A 13,796-nucleotide genomic window follows, 5' to 3' on the forward strand; every position below is an offset into this window, starting at 1 on the left:
AGCCACTAGTCGCTTAAGAACTTTTCTACTTATAGCCTCCTCTTTCTCTCATCGATCTCCTCGGCATCCTGCCGTCTAGAGCCGGCACATTGTCCAGCTTTCGAATGAGGCTCTCCAGCTTTTCCAAGTCGCCCTCGGCAATGGCTCGCTCGTCGGGAGTTAAAGGCACGGCCTCCAAGTACCGTCCGATAGACGATTTGCTTTCCAATGCTTGGGCCCTTGCGCTGGCTTTCGGCAAGTTGAAGTCACACCCCGCACAGGCCATGCGATGTGGGCAGCTGCTCCAGAAGGGATTTGAACAATACGAGTCGCCCAAGTCATAGAAGGTGTAGGGGGCATCTGAATGGCGAACAATTACGTCATGATCGATCAAAACGGAGACCATATGGGCCATTTGATCGGCTTTAACGAAGGATGCTGCCAGCTTGGTAGGCCGAATTCGAATGTAATGCAAAGTCGAATTCGGCGAGCTATGTCCCGACCACTGCATTAGCTCGATCAGCGACATGCCCTGAGGGACGCTGGCGAGCGCCGTCACTGCGGAGGCACGTCCCCGGTGGCTGGTGATTCGCCCGCGACTGTCCTCCAGTGGCACACCCGCCTTGGCGCATAGCATTGGAATGATGGTGCCATTAATGACACTGGAGCCTATGCGCTTGCCTCGAAACTGAAATAGGTAGCTAACTTTTTCCCCGGTTCGCTCATCCAGCAAAGCGGCCTGGTTAGCAGGCCTGTCCTCCAGCCAGGCGTCAATGCGCTCCTTCACGACCACCGCTACAGGTTTGACGAAAGCTTTGAACGTCTTGCTGGCAGGAATATCGAGATAGCATAAAGTTTTTGCTGGAACGATGGTCCCATCCTCGTGTACCACATCATTGGTCTGAGGATGCGCGCATCTTTTATCCAAGCGCATGATTTCATTGCTGCGCAAACCAGCGTGCGTCCACACTACAGCAATGGCTTGAACCATCGACAGCGGATAGTGAATCTCCGAAAGCAGATCACTACGCTCAAGATTTAGACTCGCCCAAATCAGCTTGAGCCAGGTCGAGTCATCAATTACCCGCGGGTTGATACCCGAGTTGAATGTCACGGATCGCGGGGTGGCGAGGTGATGCCGGGGGCTGAACTTCAAACGACCCCATCCCCAGAGTTCAAAGTCTGTAAAAAATCGTCGCAAGGCATGTAGAAAGCCGCGCTTCGAGTTGGCAGCGATAGGCTGACCAAGCCCCTTTAGCTGTGTTCCCTTCGCTGACTCCAAAGCCCACTCACCGACCGTCATCCGGTCGACGGCAGCAATAAATGCAGCGCAAGTGGACATGCTCCAATCGGTAGGCGCCGCCATTCCTGATTGCTCGCGCGCTAGCCAGACACCGGTCCTCAAGATAAAACTGTAATTGCTTTCACGTGTGCGTGGACGCAAGGTGGAAGTGTCTCGCCATCGACGGCACCACATTGCCCAAGTCGGATCGATGCCTTCGATGCTTTTCGCCCGCCAACAGGTATAGCCTCGCATGCGTAAAGGTTTCGCCAAAATCCCCATGGCAGCGAGGCCGTGAGATACCTTTCCGACCGATCTCGCGACACCTTCGCTTCGATGCTGTTGGCCCTTCAGTAGCAGTTCCTCGGTGAATGTCTCCAACCGCGGATCGCCGTTTTCCAGCATCAAGGCACCCAGCACGTTGGAAAGGAACTGCTCAAGATGGCGAGCAGCGTAGCCCAGCGATCTCAACGCTTGGCTCAAGCGAACGTGCTCATGTCTGAACACGGCATGGCCGAAGATAAAAGAAGCATATATCGCCGGCTGCCGGAATTTGGCGATACGCTGCGGGGTTCGAAAATCGCCGAGATGGTAAGCAACGGAAGCGAGATATGGTCGTGATCCTGCTCGATTACTGAGCAAGGTCAACCACTGCGACTCAGACCAACACCAGTAGGGTTTACCGGTTTTGCTGACATTCCAGAGAATGACTGCCACTGATGAAATGGCTAATCGCTGAGAAACGCCGCTGTGCGCCGCTATATCAGCTAGCGGCCTCATGAGCTCAGGTATCTCTGATTGGAGGTAGCCCCAGTCTGAACGGTGAGAGCGATTCGAAAGTATGCTCAGCTCGATTTTCGATAGATCGCTCTGACGTACGTACTTGCTCGCGTCGAACGGAACATAAGGGGTGACTGAGGGGGTGCTCATAGCAATGCCTCAGACCCAAAGAGTTCACAGAACATCCGAGCATCGAGACTGCCGACGGAGTGCGCCATCTTTGCGGTTAAATCCGCGCCAGATAGGTGCAGGTAAATCAAAGTGGTTTTGGGGTCTCGATGTCCAGCATACGTGGTCAGTTCATGGAGCTTCCAGCCCGCACGGGCCAGATGGGTAAGCCGAAGGTGGCGAAAGGTATGAGTGCTCAGGTGCGATAGTTTCGCTTCCTTGGCCCACCCTTCAACCGTTTTACTCCACGCCCAACGGGACAGTGGCGAGCCTCGATTACGATCTGATGCTGATCGAAACAACGAACCTCGCATCCAGCCAGCGCCGCGAAGAGCATGTAGATGCTCTATCAAGACAGGTGCAATGTCTGGGCTGTAGCACACGACGCGGCTGCGTTTGCCTTTGGTCGTTTCCGCTCGCACCGAGATCAGTCGGTGTGCAACGTCTAAATCCTCAATACGCAAGGCCACCAACTCGGCACGGCGAAGAGCCCCGAAATACGCCAACGACAGCATTAGTCGATCACGGATAGACGACCTGGCCGCAATACTGAGAAAGTGTCGCCACTGCTCATCGGTGGGAATGTCTGGCAACTTAATCAGCCGTGGGAGCAAGCCCCTGACAAACCCTCCATGTCCAGGCACTTGGGCCAGCCGACCATGCTGTCCGCGGGGCACGGGGTTGTGCTCGCAAAGACCCTGAAAAACGAGGTGGTCGTACCACAACCGGATAGCAGTAAGCCGCTGGTGCAAGGTTGAATTCGCCACCGCGCTCTTTGCGCCAGGTAGCAGCTCACGGATGTAGAGCGTGACTTGTTCGAATGTCGCGGATTCGGGTTTCAGCCCACTCCCTTCGCAATGCAATAAGTAATGCGCAAGGGCACGGCCATAGGCGTCAAGGGTGGCCGGCGCACGCCCCAGATTACCCAAGAGCTCCAGCCAAGCTTGTACACTGGAATAACGACTTAACACTTGCTTGTGCAATGGGGTGGTGGTCATGGGCGCCCCCTGAGCGTCAACGGATTCAGCCTAGCTCAAAAGCATTCCACCTAACTTAATACAGCGCATAGTTGGACGAAAATGCCACGATGCCATGCCGCCGCAACTTCTCCTTGGCCTGGAAATAGGGCTCGCCCATCTTCACGTACGGCTTGGCGTCGTATGACCTGGCGATTACACAGCCGTCGTTATATCTGAATGACCCTAACAGTTAGTTGAGTGTAAGATATTGATTTATAAGCAAATTAACTCCCTAACATTTTTTTGATTATTTTCCTTCGTTCCTGATGGCGATACTCCTCGACTAAGCCTATTTCAGACGTGGCTTCGCAAAGCAGGGCGGCGGATCGCAATCGACGATAGCTTCACTGTATACTTTTGGCTCCGCATACCCCTTGAGCTACAGGAACACCAGCATGACTGTACTCCAAACGCTCTACTGGCAGCCTACGCCGCCTTAGCGCTACGCCCCCTCGCAACAACCTCGCCTCCGCCAGTTTCGCTGGCGGCTGCGTACTGCTGTATGCCCGGTTCTTACACCCAAAGCGCACAGCAAAATAATCCTCACAATTTGAATTCGTATCGACGCGCTCGCCATTTTCCTGGCATGCGTGCGGTGCATTGCTTTGGATATTCTGATGCTACAAACACTCAAACAAACGTGGTTTTCCAACGTCCGTGGCGACGTGCTCGCGGGGATCGTCGTCGCACTTGCGCTGATCCCTGAAGCCATCGCTTTCTCTATCATTGCGGGCGTCGACCCCAAAGTTGGTCTCTACGCCTCATTCTGTATCGCCGTGGTGATCGCCTTTGTCGGTGGCCGCCCAGGCATGATTTCAGCCGCGACAGGGGCCATGGCACTGCTGATGGTGACCCTGGTCAAGAACCATGGTCTTGAATATCTGCTGGCCGCCACGCTGCTGTGTGGCGTGTTGCAAATTGGTGCTGGCTACCTGAAGCTCGGCTCGCTGATGCGCTTCGTTTCGCGCTCGGTGGTGACCGGCTTCGTCAATGCACTGGCGATCCTGATTTTCATGGCTCAGCTGCCCGAGCTGACCAATGTCACCTGGCACGTCTACGCCATGACAGCCGCAGGCCTCGGCATCATCTACCTATTTCCCTATATCCCCAGGATCGGCAAGCTCATCCCATCGCCACTGGTGTGCATCATCGTGCTGACCGCAGTCGCCATGTCGGTTGGGCTGGATATCCGCACGGTCGGTGATATGGGGGAACTGCCGGATACGCTGCCAATCTTTCTCTGGCCTGACGTGCCGCTGACGTTCGAGACGTTGGCCATCATCTTCCCTTACTCGGCAGCGCTGGCCGTGGTCGGTCTGCTGGAGTCGATGATGACCGCGACTATTGTCGACGACCTGACCGACACCCCCAGCGACAAGAACCGCGAGTGCAAGGGCCAGGGCGTGGCCAACATTGCTTCGGGTCTGATCGGCGGTATGGCCGGCTGCGCGATGATTGGTCAGTCGATCATCAACGTGAAATCCGGCGGTCGTTCTCGTCTGTCCTCCCTGGCCGCAGGTGTATTCCTGCTGCTGATGGTGGTGTTCCTCGGCGACTGGCTGAAGCAGATCCCGATGGCTGCGCTGGTGGCAGTGATGATCATGGTGTCCATCGGCACCTTCAGTTGGGATTCGCTGCGCAACCTGAAGAAGCACCCGTTGTCGACCAACATTGTCATGGTCGTCACCGTTGTGGTCGTGGTGGCCACCCACAACCTTGCCTTCGGCGTGTTGGCCGGCGTGCTGCTGGCCGCGATGTTCTTCGCCAACAAGGTTGGCCATTACATGGCGATCAGTTCTTCGCTGGACGAATCCGGCGAGCATCGTAGCTATAACGTCACTGGCCAGGTGTTCTTCAGCTCGGCAGACAAGTTCGTCGCGGCCTTCGACTTCAAAGAAGCCCTGAACAAGGTAACCATCGACCTGAATCGCGCCCACTTCTGGGATATCACCGCAGTTGCTGCCCTGGACAAGGTGGTTATCAAGTTCCGCCGCGAAGGCACCGAAGTTGAAGTGTTAGGTCTCAACGAAGCGAGCGCCACTATCGTGGATCGATTCGGAGTTCACGATAAACCCGACGCCATTGATCAACTCATGGGCCACTGAGAAGGAGAACAACGATGACCCAAGTAATTGCCTGTATCGACGGTTCCACCTCGGCTCCAGCTGTGTGCGACTACGCAGCCTGGGCCAGTCTGAGCCTGGAAGCCCCGCTGACCTTCTTGCATGTGCTGGATCAGCGCCAGTACCCAGTTGCGGCCGACTTGAGTGGCAATATCGGCCTTGGCAGCCGCGAGCATCTGCTCGATGAGCTTGCTTCCCTGGATGAACAGCGCGGTAAGTTGGCCCTGGAGCAGGGGCGGATCATGTTAACGGCCGCGAAAGAGCGGGCCATGACGGATGGTGTGACCGCGCCGGAGTCCAAGCAACGTCATGGCGATCTGCTGGAAAACCTGCAAGAGCTGGAAAGCGAAACGCGCCTATTGGTCATCGGTCGCCAAGGCGAGTCTAGCGGCGGTCTGAGTCAGCATGTCGGAAGCCAGCTGGAGAGCGTGATTCGTATCATGCACCGGCCAATCCTGGTCACCCCGGCCAACTTCCAAAAGCCCGAGAGCGCGATGCTGGCCTTCGATGGCAGCGCTACTACCCGCAAGGGTGTGGAGATGCTGGCGGCCAGCCCCCTGCTGAAGGGGCTGCCGATCCACCTGGTGATGGTTGGGCCAGTGAACGACGAATCGTCCGCGCAGCTGGACTGGGCGCAGAAAGTGCTGCTCAACGTCGGATTCACTGTTCGCGCCGAGACCCTGAACGGCGAGATAGAGCCTACCTTGCACGCCTATCAGAAAGAGCACGGCATCGACCTGCTGGTGATGGGGGCCTACGGTCATTCGCGCATCCGTCAGTTTCTGGTCGGCAGCACCACGACCAGCATGCTGCGCACCACCACTGGCCCACTGTTGCTGCTGCGCTAACGGCCATGGACGACGCCCTCGATCTTGCCCATTTCAAGACCCTACTGGAACAGCGGGCTGCCGAGCTGGATCGGTTGCTGGAAGACGCTGAGTCTCGCTCGCAATCGGTGGAGTTGGATCAAAGCAAGGTAGGGCGTCTGTCGAGGATGGACGCACTCCAGCAGCAAGCGATGAACGATGCCATCCGCAGTCGGGCGCAGCATGAACGCGTCCGCCTCCAGCTGGCCCTCAAGCGTTGGCACGAGGGCGAGTATGGCTGGTGTAACCAATGCGGCGAGTTGATCGCCTCGGGCCGCCTGGAATTCGATCCGGCCACGCCGTTGTGCATCACCTGTGCGAGCCGCGCCGAGTCGGATTGAAACCATGACAGCTCGTGACGTCAGTCCCAATTAACGAGGCTTCTAATGTATTTGATGGCTAAAAACTGGTTGGGCCGAACACAGAAAACAAGTGCCTGGATGTGGGCACTGCTGTGCTTTGTATTGCTTACCGTATTCCAAGTCCGCACCCATCACCTTGATGATCGGTTGTACTTCTGGATCAAGACCCACTGGCACACCGACGATTGGCAGGAGCGCTCTGTGTGGCTGCCTGACTATCGGGTTGAGCTCGATGCTAAGCCGGTTCCCGGTGTGGACAACAACCTTTCGGGCCTGACCTTCGACCCTGACCTGAACCTGCTATGGGCGGTTACCAACGGCCCAAACGAACTATTGGCCCTCAGTCGTGACGGTGACGTGGAAAGGCGCTATAGCCTGGACGGTTTCCACGATGTGGAGGCGGTGTCCTATGCCGGCAACGGCCAACTGGTAATCGCCGAGGAGCGCCGGCAGAGCCTTGTTATCGTGGATGTCCCCCTCGCCGAAGGCAGTAAGCTTTCTCCCGGTCGCTCATTGAGCCGAGACCAGTATCCAGCTCTGACCTTGGCACTTGGCAAGGCGGACAACAAAGGCCTTGAAGGGCTCGCCTACGACCTGAAAGGTGATCGCTTGTTTGTGACCAAGGAGCGTGACCCTCGCCAATTGCTGGAAGTGGGCGGCCTTCGTGCCAGCCTGGCAGGAGGTTTTTCCCTGCACGTGCGCGACCTGTCCAACTTGGTAAAGGACAAGGTATTTGCCACTGACTTGTCTTCGGTCGTCTTCGATCAACAGAGTGGCCACCTGATATTGCTCAGCGACGAGTCGAAACTGCTGATTGAAATCACCGACGAGGGCAAGGTGGTGAGTTTCCGCTCCTTGGCGAGGGGGTTTGCTGGTTTGCTGAAAGGCATACCCCAAGCCGAAGGCGTAACCATCGACGATGAAGGGTATTTGTACGTGGTCAGCGAGCCGAACTTGTTCTATCGCTTTACCCGCGAGACAGACTGACCAGTCAACAAGCTACAGTCAGGCGTGGCCGGGACGCTTGAACTGTTAGCGTGCGATTTTTACGAATTCTGCGGGTTCCCCATCAGGGCCTAGTTGGGCCCTGGTTTCAGAGGGAGTGCGGTGACCTTACCGTTGGCAACCGCCTTCAGCTGAATCATCTCGAATATTAGTCGCTGGTTAACCGAAGCCAGCCGAGCTACCTCCGCTAAAAGCTGATCATTCTCTGCACGGAGCACCCTGTTCTTTTCTTTCTCGCTGGGGTTGTACGCCGGAATCCCAGAAATTTCCGTCAGCCCAGCTCCAGTCCCGCCACGAGCGCATCCAGGTCGATGAACTTGCCGTCAGTCTGGAAGGTGTAATGCCCGTTCAGCAGGATGTGCCGCCAGGCCGCTGGCGACATCTGCGTGATCAACGCCAGCGCCTTGGCATTGCCAGCTGCCTCGTACTTCGTCAGCAGCAGGGACAGGATCGCCGAGTTGTAGAAGATGATCGCGTTGCCGATCAGCCTGGCGCACTGGTTGCTGATCTCGATTTCGATGTCGGTGCGGCCGGTCAATTCCTTCTTCCCACCGACTTGGGCGATGGTCGAGCGTAGCTGGTGATAGGACTCAATGCGGTTCTGCGAGCGGTGAACATTACGCTCCAGTTGCGGGTCGCGCAGGTAGCGCAGTGTGTAGATACTGCGGATGAGCTTGTCGAACTCGAAGATTGCGCGCCGCGTCGGGTTCGGCGCCGTATAGGTGCACAGCTTGCGGATCAGCGTGCCCTGCGTCATTTCCTTCAGGCCCAGTGTGGCGACGATTCGGTCGATGTTCGCCTTCTCACCGACGATGAGTTGCCGGTCGATCTGGCCAGCCGGCCGGATCAGGCATTTCTCGTACAATGCCAGATCATCGGCGCAATACAGCTCCTGCAACTGGTCGTCGAGGTCGGTGAAGCGCGGCTCGAAACGAAGTCCGAACCAGTGCAGGATGGCGAAGTTGGCCTTGTTGATGCTGTGCATGTCGCCGGTGATCGCGCTCGGCACGATGTCCGACGTGTTGCGGTACCAGATGTCGAACACGTGGTGAGCCTCGTACTCGTGTGCGCCTATCAGGTAGCCGTTCAACGGCACGTGATTGCACAGCAGCGTGTAGGCGACGACGCCCTTGCCGCGGCCGAAATATTTGCGCGAGTAGCGCGCCTTCACAGTTGGTCGCTCGACGCCGAATTTCTGCCCATCAACGGCACCGTACAACGAATCGAGGTCGAACGAGTAATGCGGGAAGATCGGCAGTGCGGCGATGGCGTTGCTGATGCAATCGTTGGCCACATGTAGCGTCGCCTGGCGCAGGTACTGCTGGTAGGTACTCTCCAGGACGTGGTACGGGATGTCGCTGGTACGTGCCATAACCTGGTTGCCGTGGTTCATGGCTTGGGCAATGATCACCGCCATCAGACTGTCGGCGTCGGCTACCTTCTTCGCATAGCGTGGCTGCAATGGTGTCAGCGCCGACAGGAACTGGCACTGGCCGTTGACGAAGCGAAACACGTCGGCGACATCGCAGTATGGCAGTTGCTCGTAGAGAGCTTGCTCGCGCGCCTTCTGGTTCTCCCCCTTGGGCTTGCGCCAGGTCAGTCTCTGCGTGTCCTTGTCGTATTCCAGGTGCGTCAGCTTGCCCTGTTTCAGCTCGCGATTGAACGCCACCCATTGCGCACGCAACTCGGCCGCCAGTGCATCGAGCTGGGCACTGACCGGCTGCCGCAGGAAGGGGATGTCCATCTGCGCGAGCACGGCGGCTTTCTCGTCCATCGAAACCAACTCGTCGGACAAATGCCGGTGCTGCAAGCTGTCGTCAATGTAGAGCTCGCCCGCCTGGAAGCGTTTCCTGACCTGACGGTAAAGCCAGAATTCGTAACGATCGGCATGCAGGCCTGTCGGCGTGCCTTCGGCATCGAACATCAGCAGGTACGGACGCAAGCGTTTCGGCAGCGTTGCCGCCGGACATTCGTCGAGTGGCCGTTGTGATAGGCGCTGCTGCTTGGCGAACACGCTCTTGGCCCAAGTCAGCGCCGCGAGCCATGGGTTATCGGGGGCCGTGCCGGCGAAGTCGAGCGCGACGTACAGCGGCCGTAGATGGCGTCGAATGCGTTCGGCCAGGCCGTCCACCGCCTGCCAGTGCAGCGCCAGTTTGTTCAGTGGCTTGACGCTCATGCGCTGCGCCGTGTTTTGCAGCAATTCCCTGGACATGATTTTGTAGGCGCGTTGGCGCACCTCGCCGAACGGCGTCGGATCGGCCACGCTGTCGTCCACGTACAGCGACAGCAGGCGGCCAACCTGCGGCGTTTCCTGATGGCGTCGCAGCTGTTCGGCGACAAAGGACTGTTTCGCACCCGTGCGGCTCTCGTCCTCAAGTTTTTTCATGTGGAAGGCCATCGCGTCGACCAGGTTGTCGGTGAGCTGCCGGTAACGTACCCAGGCATAGCACAGCAGGTAGAGCCGGGTCTGCTCCGCCTTCAGGTGGCGCAGGTCATGGACGGTATAGAAGTTCGCCAGGCTCGCGTAGTACAGCAGGTTCTGCTGCGAGATGCCGAGCTTGGGCAGCAGCGCCTTGGCGATCCCGTGCAAGGACTTCAGCGTGGCGCGCTTCTCGCGCTCCCCTGCCATCTGACGCCAGCCGAAATCTTTAGCGTCCTGCTTGAGCGCTGCCAGTTGAGACAGGGTGTCGTCACGCACCAGGAGCTGGCCCAGCGCAGCTTTGGCCGATTCGTCCAACACTTCTGCCAGCAAGCCGCCCAAGCGCCTGCGTTCGGTGGACAGGGCTTCACTGACCAGCTCTTGTAAGGTGGTGTGGCCGGGCCGGATGATTTTGTGCTCGCTGAGCCAAACGATCAGTTCGGCGGCCACGAATCCTGGCATTACGTCGCGCCGCACGATCTGTTCAGCCTGCTGTGCCAGTTGCGGCAGGAAGCTAGCCGCCCACGACCGGTAGCCGAACAGTTCGGCGATCTGACCCCTCTGGCTGTAGTGCTCATGCTTGGTGATCGCCTTGCGTTCGAACGCTTCGCCGTGGAAATAGCGACTCAGCACGAAGGCGCAATCGTCCTCGACCTCATGCCAATCGAAGCGGAAGAAAGCATGCTTGGCCTTGAAGTAGCCGATCTGCAAGACGCAATAGACTTGGGCCTGCAGGCTAGGCCGGCTGCTGGCGAACGCCAGTTCAGATTCGGCCAACGCCAGGTATTCCAGCCGCTGAGCATCGTCGAAGTCCGGTAGGCGGTACAAGGCTTCCTGCTCTGCGTCAGAAAAGACGGTGAGTAGCTTATTCTTGTTGCTCATCGACCGTCCTTCCCGCACCACGCCAACCTGCTCGCGTCAATGTTTCGATCAACGTAGTGCGCTTGACATTGAAGTTGCGGCACACCGCCGCCTTAGACATGCCGCCATCGAGCGCGGCGACGATGGCGTCCAGCTTCTCACCAGTGATCGCCTGCGGCCGGCCGCCGATCCGGCCGCGTTTGCGTGCGGCGGCCAAGCCCGCGACGACGCGCTCCTGAATCAAGGCGCGCTCGTACTGCGCGAGCGCACCGAACACCTGGAACAGGAATTCGCCCGAGGGCGTCGTAGTGTCCAGGTTCTCTGTCAGCGAGCGGAACGCCACCCGCTTGTCCTTGAGCGAAGTCACAATGGCGAGCAGGTGCGACAGCGAGCGACCGAGCCGGTCGAGTTTCCACACCACCAGCACATCGCCGGCTCGAACGAACTCAAGCGCCCGCGCCAAGCCGGCACGGTCATCCTTCGCGCCAGAGGCACGATCCTCAAACAGGTGACGCGGATCGACGCCGGCGGCGAGCAGCGCGTCGCGCTGCAAGTCCGTGCTCTGGCGGTCGGAGTCCGACGACACGCGCATGTAGCCAACCAACATAGGCGGATAACCATCAAAAACAGGTTTCCGCATAATAGTGAATAGCGATAGAGTTTTCCGTACATTTTTGAGGGGGTGTTGCACAGGTAGCACAGCGGCGGCTGACAGCCTGTCGCAAAACAAATGTTTTACGACACCTCCTTGAGGTTGCCGCGTTTACATCATTACCTGAACAGGTATAAAATTCCGTCATGACAAACAAAGAAAAACCGCTCGAATGGATCGCGAGCAGCCACAAGGATTTGATGGCGTTGCCGTCCGACGTGCGTCGCCGTTTCGGTTACGCGCTCTCGTTGGCGCAGATAGGCGATCAGGATGACGCAGCAAAGGTGCTCAAGGGGTTCGGTGGTGCCGGCGTGCTGGAGGTCGTCGAAGACGATGCCGGCGGCACCTATCGAGCGGTATACACGGTCAAGTTTGCGGAAGCGGTGTTCGTCCTGCACTGCTTCCAGAAGAAGAGCAAGAGCGGAATCGCCACGCCAAAGGCCGACATGGACATCATCCGCGCTCGGCTGAAGGTGGCCGAGGTATTGGCACAGGAGCTACGAAATGCAAAAACGAATCATTGAAGGCGTCGAGGTTCAGCGCAGCTCGGGCAACGTCTTTGCCGACCTTGGACTGCCTGACGCTGAAAAGCTCAAGATCAAGACCGGCCTGGTGGTCGAGATCAGGAGGGCCATGCGCGCCCTTGGGCTGACTCAACAAGCGGCGGCCAAACGCATGGGCATCCCGCAACCGAAGGTGTCGGGCATGATGCGCGGCGACTTCACCAATCTATCCGAACGCAAGCTGATGGATTGTCTGAATCGCCTCGGCTACGACATCGAAATCAAGGTACGGCCAGCAGCCGAGCCGATCGGGCATCTAACGCTCGCAACCGCTTAATCGGAGCTCTCCTGATGGCAGCCCGCATCACCGACGACGAATGGGACGAACTGACTCCCGAGAATTTCGATACCACGGCACTGCTGCGTGCAGTCGATGCCGTGGACGTGCTGCGCGGCGATTTGAATGACAGCGCAGACGGCGCACCTCCGCAACTGCGCACCGACCTGTTGAAGCTGCATCAACTGGCAATGGCCGCGTTCAACGAGGGATCACGCAGCCGAGTGGCTGAGCTATTTGATCTCGCCGTGGATCTTCAGGATCAGGTTGATCATCTGATGACCTCGCTGGAACAAGTGCAAGAAACCCTGTCCCGGTTGACGGCGCTCTACCCAGAAAGCCTGTCCTGAATGTTCTTGGAGACAACCACATCATGAGCCGCAGCCGCCGCAAAACGCCCATCGTTGGGCACACGACCTGCCGTAGCGAGCGCGAGGACAAGAAACTCTGGCATCAGCGCTGGCGAACCCACGAGCGCACCGCGCTGGCCAGCGCGTCGCCGGAAGCTCTATGCGCCCATCTGCCTCTACTGGAAAACCAGGTCAGCAACGTCTGGTCGATGGGTAAGGATGGCCGCTCCTACTGGCCCATCAAGCGCCAGGCCGCCACGGCGGATCGCATTGCCAACCACAAGGGACGCAATCCGCAAGAGCGCGCCTCCCTGAAAAAGCGTCTGCTGCGCAAGTGGATGAGCAAATGAACCTGTCCACCATCGAGGCGCTGGCTATCGCTTGGGCGCGAATCGCTGAAGAAGCAGAACTCCCAGCCGGCTACGAGGGCACGGCGACGCCAGAGGCGCATCGGGCCTGCGAGGTGATCCAGGAGCGGATTCGAGAGCACGTCGTCGCCACCAATGACATGCGGCTGTTCGGCCTGCTGCACCTGCTTGGGCAGGCGTCGCTGCGCATGGAGCAAGCGCTGTGGCCGGAAGAATATGCGCGGATGACCCGCGAGGTCGAGGAAGCTCTCCGAGAGGCCGACGACCCCAACGCCAAGTCGTACACCCACGAAGAAGTCATGCAGGCGATGCAGGAACGCATCGACCGAGCGCGAGACAAAGCCATGTTGATCGGCTGACGGAAATTTCGGCGGTTCCGGCTGATCCAAGAATCTTGGCGTGACCTTACCTCCGCTCTACCGCTGGGTGCCAGCCTCGGCGCACGCCTAACCACCCAACTCAGAAAGGAAAATAAGTTGGTAAAACGCATTCCCGTATCCGAGCTTCGTCTCGGCATGTACATCCACAAGCTCGCCGGCTCTTGGGTTCGACACCCATTCTGGCGCGGCAGCTTCCTGCTGACCGAGCCTCAGGATCTCTCTGCCATTCGAGAATGTGGCGTCGGGGAGGTCTGGGTCGACTTGGCCAAAAGCCAAGTCGACCCAGAGAGCCCAGAGAGCCCAGAGAGCCCAGAGAGCCCAGAGAGCCCAGAGAGCCCAGAG

General features: G+C 58.3%; 14 protein-coding genes and 2 pseudogenes. 10 read left to right on the forward strand and 6 right to left on the reverse strand.

Going from position 1 to position 13,796, the window contains the following annotated elements; translation table 11 throughout:
- Positions 1-25: 25 nt before the first annotated feature.
- The 3 genes and pseudogenes from MJ643_RS08310 to MJ643_RS08320 form a co-directional block, all read right to left on the reverse strand.
- On the reverse strand, positions 26-2,191 hold the full coding sequence (locus tag MJ643_RS08310; RefSeq protein ID WP_011914409.1) for a tyrosine-type recombinase/integrase: 2,166 nt from the start codon (positions 2,189-2,191) through the stop codon (positions 26-28).
- Positions 2,188-3,207 carry a site-specific integrase gene (locus tag MJ643_RS08315; RefSeq protein ID WP_011914410.1) on the reverse strand — a complete coding sequence of 340 codons (1,020 nt, stop codon included), beginning with the start codon at positions 3,205-3,207 and terminating at the stop codon, positions 2,188-2,190. Before MJ643_RS08315 ends, MJ643_RS08310 begins: the two co-directional genes overlap by 4 nt.
- 58 nt (positions 3,208-3,265) lie before the next feature.
- Positions 3,266-3,397, reverse strand: a pseudogene (locus MJ643_RS08320) (DNA polymerase V subunit UmuC); the annotation flags it as partial.
- Between the two features lie 448 nt (positions 3,398-3,845).
- Between MJ643_RS08320 and MJ643_RS08325 the strand changes: the two are divergent.
- From MJ643_RS08325 to MJ643_RS08340, 4 genes are read left to right on the forward strand one after another with little or no spacing between them, the layout of a single operon-like run.
- Positions 3,846-5,333 carry a SulP family inorganic anion transporter gene (locus tag MJ643_RS08325; protein WP_028692951.1) on the forward strand — a complete coding sequence of 496 codons (1,488 nt, stop codon included), beginning with the start codon at positions 3,846-3,848 and terminating at the stop codon, positions 5,331-5,333.
- Between the two features lie 14 nt (positions 5,334-5,347).
- Entirely contained in the window at positions 5,348-6,199 is an 852-nt protein-coding gene (locus MJ643_RS08330; RefSeq protein WP_028692952.1) for a universal stress protein, read from the forward strand.
- A gap of 5 nt (positions 6,200-6,204) precedes the next feature.
- Positions 6,205-6,558 carry a TraR/DksA C4-type zinc finger protein gene (locus MJ643_RS08335; RefSeq protein ID WP_028692953.1) on the forward strand — a complete coding sequence of 118 codons (354 nt, stop codon included), beginning with the start codon at positions 6,205-6,207 and terminating at the stop codon, positions 6,556-6,558.
- Between the two features lie 45 nt (positions 6,559-6,603).
- Positions 6,604-7,566 (forward strand): SdiA-regulated domain-containing protein, encoded by a 963-nt coding sequence (locus MJ643_RS08340; RefSeq protein ID WP_028692954.1) that lies wholly within the window; start codon positions 6,604-6,606, stop codon positions 7,564-7,566.
- 89 nt (positions 7,567-7,655) lie between these two features.
- Here MJ643_RS08340 and MJ643_RS08345 read toward each other — a convergent pair.
- The 3 genes and pseudogenes from MJ643_RS08345 to MJ643_RS08355 form a co-directional block, all read right to left on the reverse strand.
- Positions 7,656-7,823, reverse strand: a pseudogene (locus tag MJ643_RS08345) (TetR family transcriptional regulator); the annotation flags it as partial.
- Between the two features lie 32 nt (positions 7,824-7,855).
- On the reverse strand, positions 7,856-10,885 hold the full coding sequence (locus MJ643_RS08350; RefSeq protein ID WP_010465834.1) for a Tn3 family transposase: 3,030 nt from the start codon (positions 10,883-10,885) through the stop codon (positions 7,856-7,858).
- On the reverse strand, positions 10,869-11,471 hold the full coding sequence (locus tag MJ643_RS08355) for a recombinase family protein (protein ID WP_010465829.1): 603 nt from the start codon (positions 11,469-11,471) through the stop codon (positions 10,869-10,871). The genes MJ643_RS08350 and MJ643_RS08355 overlap by 17 nt, the downstream gene beginning before the upstream one ends.
- Before the next feature lie 191 nt (positions 11,472-11,662).
- On the opposite strand from MJ643_RS08355, the gene MJ643_RS08360 reads away from it, so the two are divergent.
- The 6 genes from MJ643_RS08360 to MJ643_RS08385 form a co-directional block, all read left to right on the forward strand.
- Positions 11,663-12,040, forward strand: coding sequence for a type II toxin-antitoxin system RelE/ParE family toxin (locus MJ643_RS08360; RefSeq protein ID WP_003151133.1), 378 nt, complete (start codon positions 11,663-11,665; stop codon positions 12,038-12,040).
- Positions 12,021-12,356, forward strand: coding sequence for a helix-turn-helix transcriptional regulator (locus MJ643_RS08365; RefSeq protein ID WP_001172026.1), 336 nt, complete (start codon positions 12,021-12,023; stop codon positions 12,354-12,356). The genes MJ643_RS08360 and MJ643_RS08365 overlap by 20 nt, the downstream gene beginning before the upstream one ends.
- A gap of 14 nt (positions 12,357-12,370) precedes the next feature.
- The gene (locus MJ643_RS08370; RefSeq protein ID WP_000741275.1) at positions 12,371-12,706 is read left to right on the forward strand and encodes a hypothetical protein; all 336 of its coding nucleotides are present in this window, start codon (positions 12,371-12,373) and stop codon (positions 12,704-12,706) included.
- 23 nt (positions 12,707-12,729) lie between these two features.
- Complete coding sequence (locus MJ643_RS08375; RefSeq protein WP_000091614.1) at positions 12,730-13,056, forward strand: hypothetical protein; 327 nt, start codon at positions 12,730-12,732, stop codon at positions 13,054-13,056.
- Positions 13,053-13,433 (forward strand): hypothetical protein, encoded by a 381-nt coding sequence (locus MJ643_RS08380; protein WP_001054412.1) that lies wholly within the window; start codon positions 13,053-13,055, stop codon positions 13,431-13,433. The genes MJ643_RS08375 and MJ643_RS08380 overlap by 4 nt, the downstream gene beginning before the upstream one ends.
- Before the next feature lie 156 nt (positions 13,434-13,589).
- Positions 13,590-13,796 (forward strand): DUF3391 domain-containing protein (locus MJ643_RS08385; RefSeq protein WP_282103246.1); only part of this gene is annotated, 207 nt, incomplete at its 3' end.

Source organism: Pseudomonas sp. PNPG3, assembly GCF_023093815.1.
Taxonomy (GTDB): Bacteria; Pseudomonadota; Gammaproteobacteria; order Pseudomonadales; family Pseudomonadaceae; genus Aquipseudomonas; species Aquipseudomonas asiatica.

Coding starts and splice junctions, on each gene's coding strand:
- MJ643_RS08340 (WP_028692954.1), top strand. CDS start 6,604: ATGTATTTGATGGCTAAAAACTGGTTGGGCCGAACACAGAAAACAAGT.
- MJ643_RS08315 (WP_011914410.1), bottom strand. CDS start 3,207: ATGACCACCACCCCATTGCACAAGCAAGTGTTAAGTCGTTATTCCAGT.
- MJ643_RS08370 (WP_000741275.1), top strand. CDS start 12,371: ATGGCAGCCCGCATCACCGACGACGAATGGGACGAACTGACTCCCGAG.
- MJ643_RS08330 (WP_028692952.1), top strand. CDS start 5,348: ATGACCCAAGTAATTGCCTGTATCGACGGTTCCACCTCGGCTCCAGCT.
- MJ643_RS08375 (WP_000091614.1), top strand. CDS start 12,730: ATGAGCCGCAGCCGCCGCAAAACGCCCATCGTTGGGCACACGACCTGC.
- MJ643_RS08355 (WP_010465829.1), bottom strand. CDS start 11,471: ATGTTGGTTGGCTACATGCGCGTGTCGTCGGACTCCGACCGCCAGAGC.
- MJ643_RS08310 (WP_011914409.1), bottom strand. CDS start 2,191: ATGAGCACCCCCTCAGTCACCCCTTATGTTCCGTTCGACGCGAGCAAG.
- MJ643_RS08380 (WP_001054412.1), top strand. CDS start 13,053: ATGAACCTGTCCACCATCGAGGCGCTGGCTATCGCTTGGGCGCGAATC.
- MJ643_RS08325 (WP_028692951.1), top strand. CDS start 3,846: ATGCTACAAACACTCAAACAAACGTGGTTTTCCAACGTCCGTGGCGAC.
- MJ643_RS08360 (WP_003151133.1), top strand. CDS start 11,663: ATGACAAACAAAGAAAAACCGCTCGAATGGATCGCGAGCAGCCACAAG.
- MJ643_RS08335 (WP_028692953.1), top strand. CDS start 6,205: ATGGACGACGCCCTCGATCTTGCCCATTTCAAGACCCTACTGGAACAG.
- MJ643_RS08350 (WP_010465834.1), bottom strand. CDS start 10,885: ATGAGCAACAAGAATAAGCTACTCACCGTCTTTTCTGACGCAGAGCAG.
- MJ643_RS08365 (WP_001172026.1), top strand. CDS start 12,021: ATGCAAAAACGAATCATTGAAGGCGTCGAGGTTCAGCGCAGCTCGGGC.